General features: G+C 44.3%; 17 protein-coding genes. 7 read left to right on the top strand and 10 right to left on the bottom strand.

Annotated elements, in window-relative coordinates:
* Nucleotides 1-139: 139 nt before the first annotated feature.
* From AB6E78_RS02805 to AB6E78_RS02790, 4 genes are all read left to right on the top strand, one after another.
* Nucleotides 140-724, top strand: a complete 585-nt coding sequence (locus AB6E78_RS02805; protein ID WP_372054894.1) for a hypothetical protein — start codon at nucleotides 140-142, stop codon at nucleotides 722-724.
* A gap of 88 nt (nucleotides 725-812) precedes the next feature.
* Nucleotides 813-1493: a molecular chaperone gene (locus tag AB6E78_RS02800; protein WP_102319913.1), complete on the top strand. Its 681-nt coding sequence runs from the start codon at nucleotides 813-815 to the stop codon at nucleotides 1491-1493.
* Between the two features lie 10 nt (nucleotides 1494-1503).
* The gene (locus tag AB6E78_RS02795; RefSeq protein WP_372132640.1) at nucleotides 1504-3894 is read left to right on the top strand and encodes a fimbria/pilus outer membrane usher protein; all 2391 of its coding nucleotides are present in this window, start codon (nucleotides 1504-1506) and stop codon (nucleotides 3892-3894) included.
* 3 nt (nucleotides 3895-3897) lie between these two features.
* The gene (locus tag AB6E78_RS02790; RefSeq protein WP_102319911.1) at nucleotides 3898-4752 is read left to right on the top strand and encodes a hypothetical protein; all 855 of its coding nucleotides are present in this window, start codon (nucleotides 3898-3900) and stop codon (nucleotides 4750-4752) included.
* Between the two features lie 232 nt (nucleotides 4753-4984).
* Here AB6E78_RS02790 and fusA read toward each other — a convergent pair whose 3' ends face one another.
* Together fusA and radA are read right to left on the bottom strand one after the other, a co-directional pair.
* A complete protein-coding gene (gene fusA / locus AB6E78_RS02785) occupies nucleotides 4985-7072 on the bottom strand; it encodes an elongation factor G (protein WP_372112669.1) in 2088 nt (695 codons plus the stop codon).
* A 234-nt stretch (nucleotides 7073-7306) separates the two neighbouring features.
* Nucleotides 7307-8686, bottom strand: coding sequence for a DNA repair protein RadA (radA, locus tag AB6E78_RS02780; protein ID WP_017063288.1), 1380 nt, complete (start codon nucleotides 8684-8686; stop codon nucleotides 7307-7309).
* Nucleotides 8687-8847: 161 nt separating this feature from the next.
* Here radA and AB6E78_RS02775 point away from each other — a divergent pair, with 161 nt between their 5' ends.
* Entirely contained in the window at nucleotides 8848-11193 is a 2346-nt protein-coding gene (locus AB6E78_RS02775; protein WP_017066978.1) for a PilZ domain-containing protein, read from the top strand.
* A 122-nt stretch (nucleotides 11194-11315) separates the two neighbouring features.
* Here the strand turns inward: AB6E78_RS02775 and serB are convergent, their stop codons facing one another.
* Nucleotides 11316-12296: a phosphoserine phosphatase gene (serB, locus tag AB6E78_RS02770; RefSeq protein ID WP_017058828.1), complete on the bottom strand. Its 981-nt coding sequence runs from the start codon at nucleotides 12294-12296 to the stop codon at nucleotides 11316-11318.
* Between the two features lie 109 nt (nucleotides 12297-12405).
* On the opposite strand from serB, the gene AB6E78_RS02765 reads away from it, so the two are divergent.
* Nucleotides 12406-13017, top strand: a complete 612-nt coding sequence (locus AB6E78_RS02765) for a YtjB family periplasmic protein (RefSeq protein WP_076655999.1) — start codon at nucleotides 12406-12408, stop codon at nucleotides 13015-13017.
* Between the two features lie 97 nt (nucleotides 13018-13114).
* Here the strand turns inward: AB6E78_RS02765 and deoD are convergent, their stop codons facing one another.
* The 7 genes from deoD to AB6E78_RS02730 all read right to left on the bottom strand — a co-directional run bounded on the left by deoD (nucleotide 13115) and on the right by AB6E78_RS02730 (nucleotide 20460).
* The gene (gene deoD, locus AB6E78_RS02760; protein WP_017063285.1) at nucleotides 13115-13834 is read right to left on the bottom strand and encodes a purine-nucleoside phosphorylase; all 720 of its coding nucleotides are present in this window, start codon (nucleotides 13832-13834) and stop codon (nucleotides 13115-13117) included.
* 64 nt (nucleotides 13835-13898) lie between these two features.
* Nucleotides 13899-15119: a phosphopentomutase gene (locus tag AB6E78_RS02755; RefSeq protein WP_372112667.1), complete on the bottom strand. Its 1221-nt coding sequence runs from the start codon at nucleotides 15117-15119 to the stop codon at nucleotides 13899-13901.
* Nucleotides 15120-15195: 76 nt separating this feature from the next.
* Entirely contained in the window at nucleotides 15196-16524 is a 1329-nt protein-coding gene (deoA, locus tag AB6E78_RS02750; RefSeq protein ID WP_017063283.1) for a thymidine phosphorylase, read from the bottom strand.
* A gap of 223 nt (nucleotides 16525-16747) precedes the next feature.
* Entirely contained in the window at nucleotides 16748-17524 is a 777-nt protein-coding gene (deoC, locus tag AB6E78_RS02745; RefSeq protein WP_010436196.1) for a deoxyribose-phosphate aldolase, read from the bottom strand.
* Between the two features lie 520 nt (nucleotides 17525-18044).
* The gene (locus tag AB6E78_RS02740) at nucleotides 18045-19307 is read right to left on the bottom strand and encodes a NupC/NupG family nucleoside CNT transporter (protein WP_017058833.1); all 1263 of its coding nucleotides are present in this window, start codon (nucleotides 19305-19307) and stop codon (nucleotides 18045-18047) included.
* Nucleotides 19308-19511: 204 nt separating this feature from the next.
* Complete coding sequence (locus AB6E78_RS02735; protein ID WP_102319908.1) at nucleotides 19512-20324, bottom strand: TatD family hydrolase; 813 nt, start codon at nucleotides 20322-20324, stop codon at nucleotides 19512-19514.
* Complete coding sequence (locus AB6E78_RS02730; RefSeq protein WP_017066983.1) at nucleotides 20305-20460, bottom strand: DUF5363 family protein; 156 nt, start codon at nucleotides 20458-20460, stop codon at nucleotides 20305-20307. Before AB6E78_RS02730 ends, AB6E78_RS02735 begins: the two co-directional genes overlap by 20 nt.
* A gap of 165 nt (nucleotides 20461-20625) precedes the next feature.
* On the opposite strand from AB6E78_RS02730, the gene AB6E78_RS02725 reads away from it, so the two are divergent.
* Nucleotides 20626-21613 (top strand): hypothetical protein (locus tag AB6E78_RS02725; RefSeq protein ID WP_372153727.1); only part of this gene is annotated, 988 nt, incomplete at its 3' end.

The raw sequence follows: 21613 nt of genomic DNA, 5'->3' as shown, positions 1-21613 counted from the left end.
ATTATGACAAAACTCATTCTAAACTCACCCTATGCAAACGATATTTTTCACTCCATGTGATGAGGTTTGACTAACCGTTCCCTCGTAGTCTTTAGAGGCGATGCACAGATATGCATCTTAACTAACGAGGGATTGAGTTATGAAAAAGTTACTTCTTGCTACTGCTGTAGCAGCCGCTTCACTTTCTTTTGGCGCTTCTGCGGTTCAATTTAATAATGCTGTGGACTTTACGACACTGAGTAACACGGACCAAAAAACGATTCGAATTGAAGGCCGAGTTCCAAAACGCTGTCTACTGCGAATAGGTAAGAAAGATGTGAAGAATAACGTTCTACGCAAAGCGAACAAAGTGCACGAGGATTCATGGTCCAATGGCTTCAACAATAAGGAAGTTTTGGTAGGTAACTTGCGTGCATGGTGTAACTACGGAACTGATTTGGAGTTTTCAGTAACAGCTTACCAGCTAAACGGCGTAACCAAGCACAATATGAGTGAAAAAATTAACTACGCAGTGAAAATTGGTTCAGATACGGTGGCGAACACCGAAAACGACCATGGCATGGAGGTAACGGCGTCGCCAATTCCATCATTGGGCGAACACTTGGTGAACAAAATCAACAAGCATCCAATTTATGTACAACCTGAAGATTCAGGCTTTGCACGAGCAGGTAAATATAAAGGTAAAATCAAAGTGAGTCTTGCTGCAGCAGGTCCAGCAAGCTAATAACCGAATGACGCTTTATGGATAATGTCTTTTAGGCAAGAAACTTGGCTCGGTTCTCGAGCCAAGTTTATTTTATGGAGAAATATCAATGACTAGGATTATAACTCTTCTATTTTCTTTATTGTTCAGCTCAGCCCTTTTCGCGTACGAAGTCAGCCCAATCTATCTAGAACTTGATGATGTTGGTCGAAATGCACAAGGCTTGTATAAAGTGACTAATGTGGAAGAAGAACCAATCCTCTTAGAAGTAAATGTCTATCAAACTGATTTTTCTACTGGCGAAGAAATTTTAACACCATCGGAAGATGAGTTTCTCGTCCTTCCACCTCAAGCTAAAATTGACGGGCAAAAATCTCAGACTTTCCGCGTACGTTACATGCCAACAGGACCTATAAAACAAACCGTCACCTACCGTATCGTCTTTTCGCAAATTGAACTAGAAAATCAAATTGAGGAAGATGACGACAGTTCTATTTCCATGTTATTAGAGTTTGCGACTTTGGTTTTTGTCTCTCCCACATCCAGTAAATCAATTCCAACTACTACACTCCAAAATCGCCAGGTTGCTATCCGTAACGATGGCAAACGAGTACTGAACATGAATGGTATGGAGTTCAGCTTCTCTGGTGACAAAGCAAACAAAACGGTCGATTGGGAAGTATTAAGTAAAAAGACAAGCGCTTACTTAATGCCAGGAACAACCGTCAAGTACACCTTACCAAGTGAATTAGGGCAGCCAGAGAAAGTTTCTGTTAAAACAATAGACTAGTGAGGTTTTCATGAAAAATCTCATTTTATGTCTCACTCTCATTACTGTTATACAAACCGCGCTCGCGCAAAGTTGGTTGTTCCCATTCCCAGTAACTTGGGGGGAAAACACTATCGGCGAAGTAAATGCGTATTCTGATGGTATGACTGTTGGATCCATTAACGTAGAACAGCTTGTGCAGGCAACTGAAAAGCTGATCAACCCTGAGACATTGGTGGCGCTACGAAATTTCTCCGAAGAGTACATTACGATAGAACAACTGAACCATATGGGTATCAGTGCAACCTTCAATTCCTCCGATCAAAATATTAACCTAGTTATTGATGAAACCGCTGCTGCTGAGTTTTTGCTTTCGTTTGGTAGCAAATATGAACCCGCCCAATACTCAGAAAGCGCTGTTTGGACAATGCAAAATACATTAAATGCCAGTACTGACTACTCCTTGTTTAACGACTCTAATACAGAGGACACCCAAACGTGGCTTGGTGAATGGTTATTAAAAACCAATATTGGCGGCGTTCGAGGCGCTAATATTGACATTTCCGGTTTTGTTACTGGTGGTAACGATATCAACTCTGACGTCTATCGTGGCGAAGCTCGTCTTTTCTTCGATGAACCGACAACCCCTTTTCGACTTACCTTTGGCGATGTAACCCAAGCAAGTGCCGGACACCTTCCTAGTACACCTCTCGGTGGACTTGCTTTTGAACGTTTGTACCAAGACTTACAACCTACCCGGAATATCCAAAATGGCGGAACTCAACCACTGGTACTGAATGAGAGTGCTGATATAGAAGTCTATATTAACGACGTTTTTCTCACTGAAATTCGCTTACCTCCAGGTCGATATACACTAGACGACTTGCCTCTCGTTTCTGGTACCAATGATGTTCGGTTGGATATTAGTTATCAATCAGGTCGAACCGATACCATCGTTTATAGCCAGTTCTTTAACTCGCGTTTGTTACGCGAAGGTATTTCAGATTTTGGATTCTACTCTGGTTTAACGTCGACGATTGAAGATAACAACTTTAAGTATGACGACGAGCAATGGGTAACTTCTGGTTATTATGACTATGGTATTAGCGATACCTTAACAGCCGGTGCAAACGCTTTGTATCACCCTGAAGGACAGCAACTAGGCGTGATTGCAACAATAGGTTCTGATTGGGGGAATTTAGGCGTTAGAGCTTCAGCACAAAACAACAAGCCCAATAACGATACAGGTAGCATCTACAGCTTAGATTATTCCCATCAACTATGGGGAACAGACAGTTATGGCTCCCCAAACTTTCGCCTTGGTAGTGAATACCAGGATAATTATTTTGCACTACCCTGGCAGATTGCAGATGCGAGTACTGGACTTCGTGTCTTTTCAAACTACGTTTTCAGTATTACGGATAACCTTAGTTTAATCCTGAGCGGTGACTATCGTGATTTTGAAGAGGCTGAAGTGCAATGGCAGGCTTCTACTGAAGTTGCTTGGCAATTTTATAATATATCACTCTCTGCTGGTATAGAGAAAGAAGATAACCCAAATGAAAACATTGACGAAACCCGTTTTACTTTTTCAGCAGATTGGGACTGGAACTCTGACAATGGAGAATACAATGCAAATATATCCTACTCCAACGAACCAGATACCTATCGAGCTCAATTTCAACGCCCATCAGAGGACTATACGGGCAGTTATGGCTATGCGATGACTGCTGAAGGCGAGAGCGACTCTCAAACTTACTCTTTCGAGGGTAATTATGTGGCAAACCGTTTTATCACAGATGCTAAGGTTTCTCACCTAGCATTTGATAACTCAGCAAACTACCAAACCGCTTCTTTACGAGCAAGTACAGCGCTTACCCTGGCTGACGGTAACTTAGCTTGGTCACGTCCCATCAATGGTCCAGTGGTAATTATTGCCGTTCATAACTCGTTAGATGCTGATGTAGAAATTAATGCGGTTGCAGATGATCCTGCAGAAGCAATATCTACCTATACTATTAGTAATGCCGTTCAGTTGTCTGGAGGGCACCAATTGTCCAGTATCTACATTGATGTGCCAGACGCACCGATAGGTTATGACTTTGGCGACCACGAGTACAGCATTACGCCAGGATCACAAACAGGCCATCTAATAAAAATCGGATCGGCAGCATCGAAAACCATCATTGGTAAAATTGAGATCGGACAAGAAAAACCATTAAAGCTCTTCCAAGGTCAGTTGGTTGGACAACAGAAAACGTATGAATTTTTCACTAATCGATCAGGCAGGTTCGTTGTGGAAGGCGTTGCACCGGGCAACTACACCATCGTCATAGATGGCTTTAGCCCAACAAAATTGAACGTCCCAGAAATCAATGACAACCTGATTTATCTACCAACTTTACTTATTAAAGAGGGATAAACCATGAAACACTTTCTAAAGATCTCAGTGTTCGGTTTAGCCATGTTATCTCAACCAATTTGGGCCGCCGAATGCAATGGCAAGTGGATGCTAAACATCGACAGAAGCAATGTTGAATTTAAGCGAGATTTAGGCGCTTATATTCCTGTTTATTTAGAGTTGTCACGTGATATTCAGAACTGTCGATTCCCAATGGCCATAGTATCGGTCAACAATAAACAATCTAGCTACTTAAGTTCAATTGGAACGAATTTGCCCCTTACTATTCTGGACAAGAACTTCCGTCAATTGAGTCACTTTCCTAGCAAAGGTTTTCAACTACCTCTGGATAATAGCCAAAGGACGAAGTTTTGGATAAAGGTACCAGAAGCTAAAGTAGCAGCATCTGGTAACTATAACGGACTTCTTGAAGCCTCTATTTCCTTAGATAGAAAGCAAGAGACCAAAAATGCCAAAGTTAAACTCAAAGTCCCAGCGTTTGTAGCTTTCAACTCAGTGCCAAATGCGCCACACGTTCAACGTTCAGGGAGCTCAGGTTATCGCTTCCAACTTGGTGATCTTGAATCTAACCGCACCTACCGTTCTGATTTTGATCTTCTTTCAAACTCGAATGTAAGGTTAGTTGTAAAGCAAAAATATGGAGAGTTAAAGCAGAAGTCGGAACCCAATATCTCGATCCCATATACGTTGCGATTTAATAATGCTTTGGTAAACCGGAAGTCAGTTTATACCTTCTCAAACAATGATGAAACCAAGCGTTGGGGGCTCCCCCTTGAAGTAATGCTAGGTAACATAGACTTTGCGAGAGCTGGTAAATATCAAGATACGATAACGGTTGAAGTTAAAGCTATGCCATAGATACACGTGATGAAGAAACCTACGGTTTAGTCAGTGGACAGCTAAAAATATTAACGAACACCGTATATGGCTCTACCACTATCCTATGAAAAGAAATTAATGCATCACTGTAACTTTAAGTTTTTGGATATAAGCACTTAAGATAAGAGAGCAGAATTAGTTTTGTTGAAAATAAAAAGCCCCGCAAGCTTTCACTTGCGGGGCTTTTTTAGCTAATTGAGAAAAGGGCTAATTACTTACCAGCTTCTTTTTCTGCTTTAACTTTTGCAATCACTTCGTCAGCAACGTTAGTTGGACATGGTGCGTATTGTGCGAATTCCATAGAGAATTGGCCACGACCAGAAGTGATAGTACGTAGGTGACCGATGTAGCCGAACATCTCAGAAAGAGGTACGTCAGCTTTAATACGAACACCAGTAACGCCAGCTTGTTGATCTTTGATCATGCCACGACGACGGTTAAGGTCACCGATAACATCACCAACGTGATCGTCTGGAGTGAACACGTCAACGTTCATGATTGGCTCAAGAAGTTGCGCGCCAGCTTTAGGCATAGATTGACGGAATGCGCCTTTCGCTGCGATTTCAAATGCGATAGCAGATGAATCGACTGCGTGGAAACCACCATCGAAAAGTTCAACTTCAACGTCTAGAGTTGGGAAGCCAGCTAGTACGCCGTTTTCCATCATAGATGCGAAGCCTTTCTCAACTGCAGGCCAGAATTCTTTAGGAACGTTACCGCCCACAACTACAGAGTTGAACTTGAAGCCAGAACCTGCTTCGCCTGGTTTGATACGGTAATCGATCTTACCGAATTGACCAGAACCACCAGATTGCTTCTTGTGCGTGTAGCTATCTTCAATTGCTTGAGTGATAGTTTCACGGTAAGCAACTTGAGGAGCACCTACAGTTAGGTCAACGCCGTATGTACGCTTAAGGATATCTACCTTGATGTCTAGGTGAAGTTCACCCATACCTTTCAGGATAGTTTCGCCAGTCTCTTCGTCAGTCTCAACTTGGAAAGATGGATCTTCTGCAACCATTTTACCGATAGCGATACCCATTTTCTCAGAACCGCCTTTATCTTTTGGAGATACAGCGATTGAGATTACTGGAGTTGGGAATACCATTGGCTCAAGCGTTACTTGGTGCTTAGGATCACATAGAGTGTGACCAGTTTGCACGTTCTTCATACCAACGATCGCAATGATGTCACCAGCTTGTGCGCTAGTTAGTTCGTTACGGTCATCAGCTTGCATCTCAACCATACGGCCAACACGTTCAGTCTTGCCAGTGAATGAGTTAAGAATCGTGTCACCTTTGTTCAGTTTACCAGAGTAAATACGAACGAAAGTTAGAGCACCGAAGCGGTCATCCATGATTTTGAATGCAAGCGCTTTGAAAGTCTCTTCTGTAGAAACGATAGCGTGTTCGCCAGTTTCTTCACCGTTCTCATCCATTAGAGGCTGAGGGTCAACTTCAGTTGGTGCTGGTAGGTAATCTACTACAGCATCAAGGATAAGTTGCATACCTTTGTTCTTGAACGCAGAACCACAGAACGTTGGGAAGAATGCGATATCACGAGTACCTTTACGGATACAACGCTTAACGTCTTCAATAGAAGGCTCTTCACCTTCCATGTAAGCTTCCATTAGGTCATCGTCTTGCTCTACAGCAGTTTCGATTAGCTCTTCACGGTATTGCTCAACGTCATCAACCATGTCCGCTGGAACATCTTTGATTTCGTAGTTTTCAGGAAGACCAGTGTCATCCCAAACGTATGCTTTACGGCTTAGTAGGTCTACAACACCAACGAACTCGTCTTCACGGCCGATTGGTAGAACCATTACTAGAGGAGTTGCACCTAGAACGTTTTTAACTTGGTCAACAACGTTGTAGAAGTCTGCACCCATACGGTCTAGTTTGTTAACGAATATCAGACGAGATACTTCTGATTCGTTAGCGTAGCGCCAGTTAGTTTCTGATTGAGGTTCAACACCACCAGAACCACAGAATACACCGATACCGCCATCAAGAACTTTAAGAGAACGGTATACTTCAACTGTGAAGTCAACGTGTCCAGGAGTATCGATAACGTTTAGACGGTGATCGTTCCAAAAACAGCTTACAGCTGCTGATTGGATAGTAATACCGCGCTCAGCTTCCTGTTCCATGAAGTCAGTCGTTGATTCGCCATCATGTACTTCACCAGTCTTGTGGATTTGACCAGTTAGCTTAAGGATACGCTCAGTGGTAGTTGTTTTACCCGCATCAACGTGCGCGAAAATACCAATGTTTCTGTATTTCGATAAATCTGCCATTGTCTTACTCTGTTAATAGGATATAAAATGCGCGCAGAGTATATCACAATCTGTGAAGACTGATAGCTTTGCATGCATTTGGGACTAAAAAACTTTGCCTTTTTCTAACATATAGAAAAAGGCACTCAGTAGTAACAATCTAAATGATTGTTAATTATAGTGCTAACCTAAAGCCTAATCGGCGTTAAGGTTAGGCTGAATTGCTGCTGTATAGAGTAGCTGAAGTGAGTTCAATTACAACTCATCAAAAGCATTAATTGCTTCCGATAATTTTTTCACACCGTGGATCTGCATTCCTGGAATGCCACCTTTAGGCATGTTAGCCGCCGGTACAATCGCTTTCTTAAAGCCGTGTTTAAATGCTTCATTTAAACGCTCTTGTCCGCTCGGTACAGGTCGAATCTCACCCGCGAGGCCTACTTCTCCAAATACCACCACATCTTTTGGTAATGCGCGGTCTCTGAAACTAGAAAGTAGAGCCATCACCAACGCAAGATCAGCACTGGTTTCGGTTACTTTAACACCACCGACGACATTCACAAACACATCTTGGTCAGCCATTTGTAAGCCGCCGTGTTTATGCAGCACCGCTAATAACAAAGAAAGCCTGTTTTGCTCTAGGCCGACAGCGACGCGACGTGGGTTAGCCAGCTGTGAATAATCCACCAGCGCTTGGATTTCGACAAGAAGTGGACGCGTCCCTTCCCACACCACCATGACAGAACTGCCCGAGGTTTCTTCTTCACCACGAGACAAGAAGATAGCGGATGGGTTGCTGACTTCTTTTAGCCCTTGGCCTGTCATCGCAAACACACCCAGTTCATTCACTGCACCAAAACGGTTTTTGTGGCTGCGTAGCGTTCTAAAACGGCTATCGGTTCCGCCATCTAATAAAACAGAACAGTCAATAATGTGCTCAAGTACTTTTGGCCCTGCTAAGGTGCCGTCTTTAGTTACGTGTCCAACTAAGAACACAGCAACGTTATTCTGTTTTGCGTAGCGCGTTAATGCGGTTGCCGATTCACGAACCTGTGCAACACTGCCCGGAGAAGATTGAACATCCGCAACGTGCATAACTTGGATCGAGTCGATAACCATGATCTTAGGTTGTTCTTTTTCTGCAACCTGACAAATCTTATCCACGTTCGTTTCTGAGAGCATCTTTAGGTGCTCTTTTGGCAATCCAAGTCGAGACGCACGCATCGCGACTTGTTGCAGAGATTCTTCCCCGGTTACATAGAGAGTCGGTAATTGAGAAGAAAGCTGACACATGGTTTGTAATAGCAGCGTTGATTTACCGGCACCCGGGTTACCACCAATCAGGATCGCAGCACCCGGTACGACACCACCACCAAGTACGCGGTCTAGCTCTTTAAAGCCACTGCTAAAACGTGGGACTTCTTGCAGATCGATTTCTGACAGCGTTTGAACCGAAGATTCAGTTGCACCGCCCGCATAACCACTCAATCGTTCATTACGTGCGACCTGAGGTGAAGCGGCTAACCTAACTTCTGTAATCGTGTTCCAAGCACCACATGCATTGCACTGCCCCTGCCAACGTGGAAAATCGGCACCACAGTCATTACACACATAAGCTCGCTTTGCCTTCGCCATAAAACCTCAATAATTTACTCAATTACACAATGATGTTGTCAATTTGTGACTTATTTGACCGTACGGATAAAAATAAAAGTTGCAGTCATACCACTTATACTTAAAGATCGATTTAAACTAGTCGATAACATAAACGCACCGTCCATTCTAACAAGAAAAGTATGCAGCAATCTGAAATTCTATCTGTAGCAGAACGTTTAATCCCGGCTTACCACGCCGAAGATTTCGAATTCCTTCTTTCTCAAATGACAGAAGGGGAATCGCCGTCTCTGAAGCTGCTCGTTAAAATGGAACTGAATCGTATCATGGCTCCGTGTACAAAGAGCATTGATTTACGCGGGCGTATTGATAATGAGTGTCGTCAGTTCACTCTCGATGGCCGTAAGCACTGGCTCGATGATATCGCTTTAAACGCATATCAACGTGGTACGAAAAAGTTTAAAGGTTACACAGAAGGCGCATGGGAGTTAGTAATGACTCCGCGAACTCAGCCTCTGAGCGTTGTTAAAACATCTTCTCAAGGTAACCACGACATTACTAGCGCCAATAGCCCGTACGAAGCGGAAGCTATTAACCTAGGTTACGACTTAAAACGCCAAGAGAACAGACTCAAGATTAGCTCGCAGGTCGAGATCACCACATCGAAAGGGCAAAGCCTACATGGTGTAACGGTTGATATCTCCCCGTCGGGTGCAAAGTTCAAAGTACCGAGCGCCTTTCGATACAACCTCGGCGAGATCATCAGCGTTAAGTTCTCAGAGCTTATCGAAAAGTCCCAAGAAAACGATGTTAACCAAGCGGTTGAATTTCGTGTTTTGGGTATCGACGAATCTTATGAGAACAACGCGGTCAAATTTCTAAGAACCATCAAGGTAAGCGACAACAATATTGTGGCTCGCTTACTCGATGAGTCTTTAAATAGCACCAGTAAGAAAACCAGCCATGAGAATCAAGATAGGATTATTCGAACTCGTACTCGAGGAATCGAACACACCTATCTAAAGCATACTTGTAACCTACCCCTGTTTTTCAGCGGCAGCGAACTAAAGCTTGCCCTACTGACGGATAACAACCATCCATTATGGCAATATTGGCACGACGAACGAAATCAACAAGCGCTGGGTACCCTGTTCAACGAGCAACGTATGAACCTGTTGGCGAAACCAGGAGTGAAGGGAACCAGTAACGTTATCTACTCTTTTACCCATGAACACCAAAACAAGACCTTGTTCTATTCAATGATGCTGCCTGAAGCCTCTCGTGAACAAAGACAGCTGTTCTGGCACATCGGTGGCAAACGTAAAAGTTGGAAGGCGTTCAAGTTCTCGGTTTTCGAACTTTCAGACACTGAGCGACAAGCATTAGCTAAACACTCGGATACGCTGGCTCAAAGCTCAGCTCAACTGACGCATTGCGGAATCTTGCAAGAGATTGGCGATCACGAAAGTGCGGCGGACTATCTTCTGAGTGAAAAGCCACGCATTCCAAGCAGTGAATTGAACCGCTTCCGTCACCCGCGTACTGTCGTCGGCAATATTCAAAGCATCTACTTTGACTCTCAGACTCGTCGTAAAGAGCCGAGATACCAATTTAAGTCACCGTTGCAACTTACATCACAAGATGGCGCAGCGGCGAACGGACACACCTTAGATATCTCGAAGCGTGGACTGAGTATTAGCCTTGAACATCCTATGGTACTCAAGATTAATGATCCGGTATTAGTGAACTTCAATGAACTGCAGCTATATGACAAGAACTTGCCACTGAGCACTGTGCCTTACCATGTGATTCGAGTGAGCCCGAATGGCCGTAACGTGCAGTTGGTTATTGCCGAGAACGCCAAGACAATGCGTACCATCGCTTTCCTTAATGGGCTTATCGATCAAAACCAAAGTAAGCTGATTAAGAAGCAAGAGATACTGCCAACGCATTCGCTACTCGAATCACTGCACAACATTTTGTTGAGCAAGATGGTCAGCAACCCAATATTCATTGATAAGCCAAGTTCAACGCTGCGCTGTAAGATCATTGGTGTGAATTTCCCACTAAATAAACATCTAACGTTACTCGCTAAACTTGGTCACAACCAAAAGTTCTCACTCGAGCCAATCTTCAAGGGTCACACCAACTCACTGTTGGCTGAGCCACTAAAAAGAATTGAAGGTGCGGAGCCTAAGCATCATGACGTGTACATTGCTGCAGTGAAGTTTGGCGACAAAATCCAGTCGGTACACACCAAGTTGGTCAAAGACTTCGCCTCAGCAAAGGAACGCATCTTATTCATCAAGAAAGCGCAGCACTTAGGTGATGTGTATGTATTGCGAGTCACCACGGCACCTATCTTTAATCCGCTAACGAGTTTATTCCAGTCGGATTTAGAAGAGCTTTCACGCATCAGTATGCATCAAGCTAAGAAGCTAGAGAATGAGGTGACGGCGTTTATCGGTTATGGCGAGATAGAGGACATTACCGATGAAGTGCTGATTCGATTGGAGCTAACACGCTAGCCTCGAGTGGCGTATTAACTTAAGCATGAAAATTGAAAAAGCAGGCTGATAGCCTGCTTTTTTTGTGTCTGAGCCACTATTGCTAAATAAGATACATAGCCAATAGCACTTAGGTAGAGCCCCTAAGGTTTCGCTTGCCAGCTGATCTTCTGTTGCTTAGCCAATACACCCGACAAGATACACAGCACACCGCCTAAACCTGCGTAACGAACAGCGGTTTGAGCTTGTTGCTCTACTTTCGGTTTCGCGTGATAGGCAATACCTAAACCTGCAGAACCCATCATAACCAAGTCATTAGCACCATCACCAACGGCAACGGTATTGTGCAGTTCCAATTCGTATTCTTCAGCTAACTCTACCAAGATATCCGCTTTGGTCTGCGCCGAAACAACATCGCCTAAGACTTCACCCGTCAACTTACCGTTGACGATCTCAAGCGTGTTTGATTGAGCATGGTCTAGATCAAGGGTATCTTTCAGGTAGTCAGAGAAGTAAGTAAAACCGCCTGATGCAATCGCCGTTTTCCAGCCAAGCTTATTTAGAGTATTCACCAGCCCGACCAAGTCTGGCATGAATGGCAATGACTGACGCACTTGCTCTAATATCGATTCATCCGCACCTTTCAGTGCTCCTACTCGCTGGCGTAGGCTCTGTTCAAAGTCGAGCTCGCCTTGCATTGCTCGTTCTGTGATTTCAGAGACTAACTCTCCCACTCCAGCTAGCTTGGCAATCTCATCGATGCATTCAATTTGAATCGCTGTGGAATCCATATCCATCACGATCAAACCTGGCTTAGATAAGTCTGGGACCTCGCTAAGGCAAGCATAATCAAGCTTTAGCGCTTGGAGGATTTCTTCGTGTGCTGGCGTTAGATTGCCTGACATCAAAGCCACTTCATAATGCCCAACCTTCCACGTATCGAGGATGGTGTTGTAAGTGCCAGTGAAAAAGTCGATGTCATCGAAAGATTGTGGAGATAGGTACTCACCAAACACAATCCAATTGGCCTTGGATTTAGCGAGTTGAGAAGCGAAACGAGTCTCGGGGAGTCGAGTTAATAATGTCGTATGCCTTTTTATCGGCAGATATTTCTGAGCGTCCATGTGTATGATTCCTAATTAACTATGCTAAACGTTAACCTATTGCAATTTGAAAACGCAAGTCTCAATATGTCTTAATCATAACATTTGTTTATTTCAGGCTTCGTGAAACATGAATGAATCATTGTTCTCAATACGTAACGCTTTACGAATGCTAGCCCTCATTTTGTTGGCTACCATGTTCGTTGTAACGATTAAAAATACGGTCGTGATCAGTAAAGGTAACGAGAAGATCCAAGCAAAACAGTTGGAAACTCTTACCAAGCTGCTTATCTCTCAGGCATCACTTTCAGCCAGCAAGATGATCACGCAACAAGACCAAGAGCGATTGCTTGATCTGACTAACCAGCTATCTCAAGACCGACTGGTGTTCGATACCACCATCTATGATGCAGAGGGTATTCGACTGGCTTCGAGCGAAAAAGCCCTCTCGGTACGTGAGGTTCTTGGCTTAGATACGCCACTTTCAACAGCAAGTATCGGTAGACAACAATTAGTTGAACCTATTTATTCACCAGAGAAGACGATCATCGGCTTTATTCGAGTGACCTTCGAAACGGGTAAGATGACTGCAATTTCTGATCACCATTATCGCAAAAGTGATCGCTACATGATCGGTATGGTGTTGATGGGGTTTGTGAGTGGCGTGTTGTTCATCATGCTGATTCGCAGAAGACCGACTAAGTCTGGTGAGAACTTACTGTTGAAGAATGTAAGCTCATAACGACTAAGCTCCAAAGATCCAATAAAAAGCCCCGACGCTCAGGCAGCAACGGGGCTTTTTGTTATCTGTTAACTTATCAAGCTAAGACAAATCAAGATTATTCTTGGTCACCAAGCAACACTGAGTCCAGTGCGATAACCATCATGTCGTTGAAAGTCGTTTGACGTTCATCTGATGTCGTTTGCTCACCAGTCTTGATGTGGTCAGACACAGTACAAATCGTTAGAGCTTTTGCGCCGTATTCAGCACATACACCATAGATACCTGCCGCTTCCATCTCTACGCCAACAATGCCGTATTTGTCCATTACTTCGAACATCTCTGGATCTGGCGTGTAGAACAGCTCAGCCGAGAACAGGTTACCGACTTTTACGCCGACACCGAGAGCTTTGGCTGCATCTTCTGCCGCGCGCACCATTTTGTAATCCGCAATCGCCGCAAAGTCATGATCTTTAAAGCGAATACGGTTCACTTTAGAGTCAGTACATGCGCCCATGCCGATCACCACATCACGCACTTTGATATCTTCGCTCACTGCACCACAACTACCTACACGAATGATCTTCTTCACACCAAAGTCTTTGATCAGCTCAGTCGCGTAAATAGAACAAGATGGAATGCCCATACCGTGTCCCATTACCGAAACCTTACGACCTTTGTAAGTACCGGTGTAACCAAACATGTTGCGAACGTCGCACACTTGAACCACTTCTTCTAAGAAGGTTTCAGCGATGTATTTAGCACGTAGCGGGTCACCTGGCATTAGAACTACGTCAGCGAAATCACCCATTTCAGCATTAATATGTGGAGTAGCCATTGAAAATATCCTTAATCTCAAAACAAAAAAGAAGAGAGAGGTTTCCCTCTCTCTTAGTTAACCATTACAGAAAGCTTGTACCGTATCCCATTGGCGATGTGCCAAAGTATGACGCTAAGCTTTGACCGATATCAGCGAAGGTATCACGACGGCCTAGAGAGCCTGCTGGAACCTTGTTACCGTAAACAATCACAGGGATATGTTCACGAGTATGGTCTGAACCCGGCCATGTTGGGTCACAACCGTGGTCTGCAGTTAGGATAAGCACGTCATCTTCTTTCATCATATCGATGATTTCATTGATGCGGCCATCGAAGTACTCAAGCGCACCTGCGTAACCGGCAACATCACGACGGTGGCCGTATGCTGAATCGAAATCAACGAAGTTAGTGAACACGATAGTGTTGTCGCCCGCTTCAGTGATCGCTTCTTTGGTTGCTTCAAATAGCGCTGGAATACCTGTTGCTTTGGTTTTCTGAGTGATACCACAACCTGCGTAGATATCAGAGATCTTACCGATTGAGTGAACGTTGCCGCCCTTCTCATCAACCAGCTTCTGAAGTACCGTCGCCGCTGGTGGCTCAACAGAAAGGTCACGACGGTTACCAGTACGTTCGAATTGACCTTTACCTGCACCAATAAACGGACGAGCGATAACACGACCAATGTTGTAGTCAGCTAGCTCTTCACGAGCAATCTGACAAAGGTCTAATAGGTTTTGTAGGCCGAATGTCTCTTCATGACATGCGATCTGGAAAACAGAGTCTGCAGAAGTGTAGAAGATTGGCAGGCCAGTCTTCATGTGCTCTTCACCTAGGTTATCTAGGATTTCCGTACCAGATGAGTGGCAGTTACCCAAGAAACCAGACAGGCCTGCACGCTCAAGGATGCGGTCAGTCAGTTCTTTTGGGAAGCTGTTCTCTTTGTCGGTGAAGTAGCCCCAGTCAAACAGTACAGGAACACCTGCGATTTCCCAGTGACCTGATGGCGTGTCTTTACCAGAAGACAGCTCAGCAGCGTGACCGTAAGCGCCAATGATCTCAGCGTCTGCATCCATACCAGGAGCAAAACGACCCGTAGACTCTTTGTGAGCCATCGCTAGACCTAGCTTAGACAGGTTTGGCAGTGCCAGTGAACCTTTACGATCTGCATTGTCTGCAAGACCTTGGTCACAATGATCTGCGATGTGGCCCATAGTGTCAGAACCTACATCACCAAATTTGTCTGCATCCGCTGTTTCACCGATACCGAATGAATCTAAAACTAAAATAAATGCTCTTTTCATTTTCTTCACCAACTTATTGCTCTTTGCACCAGAACTCTGTTTATCGGTATACGCGAGGTATACCGATACCTGTTATTTACACGTCTTCAGAACGAATCTGACGGTAAACGTCTGGCGTTGCTGTATATTCTCCGCCCACAGTGATTGCATTTTGTAATGCTGTTGCAGCTTCTTGCCACTGTTGTTCGTTGCGAGCATGAATCATTGCTAATGGCTTATCTTCACTTGCTACTTCACCTAGGCGAATGAAGTGATCAAAACCGACTGCGTAATCAATGCTGTCAGTTGCTACACGACGACCGCCGCCCATACCAACCACAGCCATACCAATTGCACGAGTATCCATTGCTGATACCACACCGCTTTCTAACGCGTACACTGGCTTAATAATGTCTGCTTTTTCTAGGTAGTTATCGTAGTTCATTACGAAATCAACTGGACCACCAAGGCCCGCTACCATTTTACCGAAGCACTCTGCTGCCTTACCGTTATCCAGTACTGCCATCAGTTTTTCGCGCGCTTCGTCTGAGTCTTTAGCTAGGTTACCGAGCACCAGCATTTCAGCACACGATGCTAGAGTGATCTCTAACAAGCGAGGGTTACGGTATTCACCCGTTAGGAACTGAACCGCTTCACGAACTTCTACTGCGTTACCCGCTGAAGAAGCCAGCACTTGGTTCATGTCCGTTAGGATTGCTGTTGTTTTAGTACCCGCACCGTTTGCTACTGCAACGATAGATTTCGCTAGCTCTTCAGATGCTTCGTAAGTCGGCATGAATGCGCCTGAACCTACTTTTACATCCATCACTAGAGAATCAAGGCCCGCAGCCAGTTTCTTAGATAGGATTGAAGCCGTGATCAGCGAGATGTTATCGACTGTTGCTGTGATATCACGAGTTGCGTAAACACGCTTGTCAGCAGGAGCTAGATCGCCTGTTTGACCGATGATAGCCACGCCAGCATCTTTCGTTACTTCACCGAACACATCGTTGGTTGGTGTAATGTTGTAACCCGGAATAGATTCCAGCTTGTCTAGCGTACCGCCAGTGTGGCCTAAACCACGACCAGAGATCATTGGAACGAAACCGCCACATGCTGCCACCATTGGGCCAAGCATCAGAGAAGTAACGTCGCCAACACCACCAGTAGAGTGTTTATCAACGATTGGGCCATCAAAGTTCATGTGGCTCCAGTCAATCACCATGCCTGAATCACGCATTGCACACGTTAGTGCGATACGTTCTGGCATCGTCATTTCATTAAAAAAGATAGCCATTGCGAATGCGGCAATTTGGCCTTCAGAAACCGTGTTCTTAGCCACACCTTGAATGAAGAAGTTAATTTCTTCAGCTGTTAGGACTTCACCGTCACGTTTTCTGCGAATAATTTCTTGAGGTAGATACATTAGTGCCTCCCAAACTCTAGTGAGTATGGTTTGTAGGGAAAAGAGGTAATATGGAGTGGCTTGACGCCACTCCATCAAACAGACTTATTATGTTCAATACTCTAAATATTTGGCGTTGCAGTTAGGCGACCAGTGAGTTCATTCCTATGAGCATAGAGGCTCTATGTGATTAGGAGGAACTTACGCAGTCAACAACGCTGCGGTGTCAAATATGACGAGTAAATTAGTATGCTGCTGGATCAGCAGTCTGGTCTGTCACTTCTAATGTATTAAGAAGGTTAGTTAGTAGGCTTGATGCACCAAAACGGTAGTGCATGTTGTCTGCCCACTCAGCGCCTAGTAGCTCATCAGCCATTGCTAGGTATAGTGCTGCATCTTCAGCAGTACGTACGCCACCAGCTGGTTTGAAACCAACTGTTTTAGCAACGCCCATGTCACGGATAACTTCAAGCATCATGCGCGCGTACTCTGGAGTCGCGTTTACTGGCACTTTACCTGTTGAAGTTTTGATGAAGTCTGCACCTGCTTCGATACAGATTTGAGAAGCTTTCTTGATTAGTGCTTCTTCTTTCAGTTCACCTGTTTCGATGATCACTTTAAGCGTGATGTCACCACAAGCTGCTTTACACTGTTTAACTAGCTCAAAGCCAACTTCTTCGTTGCCAGCAATAAGAGCACGGTATGGGAATACTACGTCAACTTCGTCTGCGCCGTACGCTACCGCTGCTTTTGTTTCTGCAACAGCAATTTCGATGTCGTCATTACCATGAGGGAAGTTAGTTACAGTCGCAATGCGTACTTCTGGAGTACCTTGCTCACGCAACGCTTTCTTAGCTGCTGGGATAAAGCGAGGGTAAATACAGATTGCAGCGGTGTTGCCTACTGCAGTCTTCGCGTCATGACAAAGCGCCACTACTTTTTCAGTAGTATCGTCGTCATTTAGCGTAGTTAGGTCCATAAGTTTAAGTGCACGTAGAGCTGCTGCTTTTAAATCGCTCATTTCTATCTCCGATCAATATATTCAAATAGTTAACTACTTCGCCCTCCATCCAGTATAGATGGATATTTTAGTAATGCTCAGTAGCCACAAATGAACGGACTTGGTTCCCTGAAGACTTGATAACTTTCGCTACCAATTGCAATCCTTGTCACCGCACAGTACCAGTTTGGTCTATGGCACAACAAATCAGTCATGTTGTGTCTAACATCTATAGCGTATCGCTAATTTTGGCTTAATCCCAGAAGAATAACGTTCGAGTTGATTTCGAGGTTACTTTCTTGCCAACAGAGACATCCTATCCCTTTAGCTTATACATTATAGGTATCCATCAATAAATTGTAGTGCTCCTTAGAACGCAAACGGTTTGTATCTCAAAAAAACATTCTAGACCCTACATCGAATCTAAGCATAAGCGCGTGCATATACTAAAAACGGCAGGCCTAAAAACAAAAAAGCCCCGCAGCAATTTCTTGCTACGGGGCGATATTATTATGGCGTCTATATATCGATTTCTAACTAATTAGAAAGACAGGAAGAAGCCAGCAATTGTTGCTGCCATCAGGTTAGATAGAGTACCAGCAATTACCGCTTTAACACCCATACGTGCGATGTCGTGGCGACGGCTTGGTGCAATACCACCTAGACCACCTAGAAGAATCGCAATTGAAGAAAGGTTTGCGAAACCACATAGTGCGAATGCGATGATAGCTTGAGTCTTCTCAGACATCACTTGACCAGTTGCTGCAACAACTTGAGCGTTTTCACCAACGTATGGTACGAAGTTTAGGTATGCAACGAATTCGTTAACAACTGTCTTCTGACCAATGAAAGAACCAGCGATAGTTGCTTCTTCCCATGGAACACCAATGATGAATGCTAGCGGTGCGAAGATCCAACCTAGAAGAAGTTCTAGAGTTAGGTTTTCCATACCGAACCAACCACCGATGCCACCTAGGATACCGTTGATTAGAGCAATTAGACCGATGAATGCTAGTAGCATTGCACCAACGTTAAGTGCTAGTTGTAGACCAACTGATGCGCCACCTGCTGCTGCGTCGATAACGTTAGCTGGTTTGTCATCGCCACCGTCCATTTCGTCAGCGATGTTGTCGTCTGGCGTATCTGTTTCAGGCTTGATGATTTTAGCGAATAGTAGACCACCTGGTGCTGCCATGAATGATGCTGCTACAAGGTACTCTAGAGGTACACCCATAGATGCGTAACCCGCTAGTACACCACCAGCTACAGAAGCCAAACCACCACACATTACTGCGAATAGTTCAGAGTTAGTCATTTTAGGAACAAATGGACGAACAACTAGAGGTGCTTCAGTTTGACCAACGAAGATGTTTGCTGCTGCAGACATAGACTCGGCGCGAGAAGTACCTAGAGCTTTCTGAAGACCACCACCAAGAACTTTGATTACAATTTGCATAACACCAATGTAGTAAAGTACAGAGATAAGTGCAGAGAAGAAAATCAGAGTTGGTAGTACTTGGAAAGCAAAGATGAAACCGATACCGTCAACTGAGAAGTTAACTAGGCTGCCGAATAGGAAACCAGTACCGTCTTTACCGTAGTCGATCACGTTTGCTACACCAGCAGAGAAACCTGCAAGTAGATCACGACCCCAAGGGATGTAAAGTACGAATGCACCAAGTGCGAATTGGATAGCGAAAGCGCCACCCACTGTTCTTAGATTAATAGCTTTGCGGTTGTCAGATAGTAGTACTGCGATTGCGATCAGTGCAACCATTCCGACTAGGCTCATAAACAGGCTCATAGTTTATGACTTCCTTATTAGTTATTTATTGGCGTGTTACAAAATGGGGCTATAAAGCGGAGGCAATTATACTCATGCGACCACTAATAAAGTAATGCCGTCCTCACACTTTCGTAGAAGATTCATGTACCATTCACACGCAAATGTGACCCAAATCACAAGCTCAGTGCAATTTACGCAAACGATAAACAAAAACCTTCGATTTTATTCACATATACCGAATGCGCGATGGCTATTTTGCCAAATTTGCGCTGCAATCGATTGCTTTGGCTCTTTTCTAAGCAAAAAAAGTTCATTTAAGATCGTAACTAAATATTTGGAATGATTAACATTTCCTTGGTTTCCATACATGGGCATGTCCGGAGCATCCGTTTCCAATACCAGACATTCAAGGGGCAATTTTGCGATGGTTGTGCGTGTTTTTTGCGCTCTTGGGTAAGTTATCGTTCCACCGACGCCAATATAGAAACCGAGCTTGATCCACGCCAAAGCTTGCTGTTCACTCCCAGAAAAACCGTGAATCACACCACCTAAGGTGAACTTATGCTGCTTTATTAGCTCGATAAGTCGGTTGTAAGACTTCCTCTCATGGATGATTAAAGGCAGGTCAAACTCCTTGGCAAGCTCCATTTGTTGGATGAAAAAGCGCTCTTGTTTCTCTCGTTCAACGTCCACAAAAAAGTCGAGCCCGCACTCACCTATCGCGACACATTGGCTGTTTTTTGAAGCGAGTAATTGGCGAAGTTCCGAAAATTGTTCGTCATTGGCCGGTTCTAAAAAGTAAGGATGGAAGCCTAATGCATAGTAAATATTGGGGTGAGATTGAGCGATTTCATCGAGCTTCCTCCAGTTACGTTGGCCGATAGAAGGGATGATTAACTTCTCGACTTGCGCTTGTTTCGCTTCTTTAAGATAGCCATCAATAGTTTGATCAGGTGTAAAACCTTGCTCAAACGCCTCAAAATCCGCGTGGCAATGAGTATCAAACAGCGGAAAGTCACTTATTTGCTGTGTCATTTTCCCTACTCTCCATTTGTTTCCCTTGAGGATCACGACGATAAGCAACACAACTGCGCTTGTTCTCAGGCGTTAAGCCAAGCTCTTCACACCACTTATCATATCTTTTAACCCAAGTTTTTATCCAACCCAACATACTTACCTCAAGTCTCAACCTAAAAAGCGCAAATGCATAAATTAGATTTATACATCAACACTAGCTGGCTATATTGTTGAAAATCTCACCACAGCGAATAATAAACGCACTTGCCAAGGAGGCATTGATAGCAAGACGCTCCATTCAATAACGAGATCCTACTTTATGAAAGCATCACTCTTAGCCATATCAATTTCTAGCGTATTAGCAGCACCTGCTTTTGCTTCTGCACCTCAAGTTGACGTAGAACTAGCAAACCAACAAACACTTCAACTTATTGACGAGCAGATGAACGCTATCGATGCTTCTGTTCAGTATAAATTAAACGAACAATATGCCAATGCTACTCCAGGCACGACAGCTACAGTCGATGATGTAACTTACGAAAAACAATCTAACGGTACCTGGGCTGCAGTTGGTGCCGCCTCGGCTGCGTTGGTTGCAGGGCTGTTAAGTAGTTCTTCATCTTCCAGTTCATCTGACAACGGTAATACAATCCCAGAGCTTCCAGTCACTACTTCAATGGACAGTGTTGGTACATGGAAAGTCGCGGATAATGACAGTGGATATATTGTGACTCTTGTTGGGCAAGAGGTTTATGTTGATTCAAGCAATGTGACACTTCACAACGATGGCACAGCAATCATTGTCGTGAACGATCGCAAACTTATAGTAGGAATCAATGGAGATGAGCTTTACCGAGTAGATCAAGTTACTCGTCCAGAAATGAATGAGCCAACATTTCCGGGAGAGCCTATCGAACCTGGTATTCCTACAGTTACTCCTGGAACCAGTGAAATGGATTACGTCGCAGAATTTATTGGCATAGATGGTATGGACTACTTATTTGAAGTAGACGGGGAGACCGTGCGCGTTCCACAACATGAAATCTCGATTACCGATAACATCGTATATTACGACGGTAAAATGTATGGCTTTGATGGCAAATCTTTTTATCTAGTTTCTGGTGACCGTCCTATCACACCACCAGGTACAGATACTCCAATCAAACCGATCATTCCCGGTGAGCCTATCGAACCTGGTATTCCTACAGTTACTCCTGGAACCGGTGAAATGGATTACGTCGCAGAATTTGTTGGCATAGATGGTATGGACTACTTATTTGAAGTAGACGGGGAGACCGTGCGCGTTC

The sequence above is a fragment of the Vibrio sp. 10N.247.310.98 genome (assembly GCF_041467395.1).
Classification (GTDB): Bacteria; Pseudomonadota; Gammaproteobacteria; order Enterobacterales; family Vibrionaceae; genus Vibrio; species Vibrio crassostreae_C.
The sequence above is the reverse complement of the archived record's forward strand: the minus strand, read 5'-3'. Positions and strand labels throughout refer to the sequence as shown.

Excerpts from the sequence above, each read along its gene's own strand:
- AB6E78_RS02805 (WP_372054894.1), top strand. The coding sequence starts at position 140 with ATGAAAAAGTTACTTCTTGCTACTGCTGTAGCAGCCGCTTCACTTTCT.
- AB6E78_RS02800 (WP_102319913.1), top strand. The coding sequence starts at position 813 with ATGACTAGGATTATAACTCTTCTATTTTCTTTATTGTTCAGCTCAGCC.
- AB6E78_RS02795 (WP_372132640.1), top strand. The coding sequence starts at position 1,504 with ATGAAAAATCTCATTTTATGTCTCACTCTCATTACTGTTATACAAACC.
- AB6E78_RS02790 (WP_102319911.1), top strand. The coding sequence starts at position 3,898 with ATGAAACACTTTCTAAAGATCTCAGTGTTCGGTTTAGCCATGTTATCT.
- fusA (WP_372112669.1), bottom strand. The coding sequence starts at position 7,072 with ATGGCAGATTTATCGAAATACAGAAACATTGGTATTTTCGCGCACGTT.
- radA (WP_017063288.1), bottom strand. The coding sequence starts at position 8,686 with ATGGCGAAGGCAAAGCGAGCTTATGTGTGTAATGACTGTGGTGCCGAT.
- AB6E78_RS02775 (WP_017066978.1), top strand. The coding sequence starts at position 8,848 with ATGCAGCAATCTGAAATTCTATCTGTAGCAGAACGTTTAATCCCGGCT.
- serB (WP_017058828.1), bottom strand. The coding sequence starts at position 12,296 with ATGGACGCTCAGAAATATCTGCCGATAAAAAGGCATACGACATTATTA.
- AB6E78_RS02765 (WP_076655999.1), top strand. The coding sequence starts at position 12,406 with ATGAATGAATCATTGTTCTCAATACGTAACGCTTTACGAATGCTAGCC.
- deoD (WP_017063285.1), bottom strand. The coding sequence starts at position 13,834 with ATGGCTACTCCACATATTAATGCTGAAATGGGTGATTTCGCTGACGTA.
- AB6E78_RS02755 (WP_372112667.1), bottom strand. The coding sequence starts at position 15,119 with ATGAAAAGAGCATTTATTTTAGTTTTAGATTCATTCGGTATCGGTGAA.
- deoA (WP_017063283.1), bottom strand. The coding sequence starts at position 16,524 with ATGTATCTACCTCAAGAAATTATTCGCAGAAAACGTGACGGTGAAGTC.
- deoC (WP_010436196.1), bottom strand. The coding sequence starts at position 17,524 with ATGAGCGATTTAAAAGCAGCAGCTCTACGTGCACTTAAACTTATGGAC.
- AB6E78_RS02740 (WP_017058833.1), bottom strand. The coding sequence starts at position 19,307 with ATGAGCCTGTTTATGAGCCTAGTCGGAATGGTTGCACTGATCGCAATC.
- AB6E78_RS02735 (WP_102319908.1), bottom strand. The coding sequence starts at position 20,324 with ATGACACAGCAAATAAGTGACTTTCCGCTGTTTGATACTCATTGCCAC.
- AB6E78_RS02730 (WP_017066983.1), bottom strand. The coding sequence starts at position 20,460 with ATGTTGGGTTGGATAAAAACTTGGGTTAAAAGATATGATAAGTGGTGT.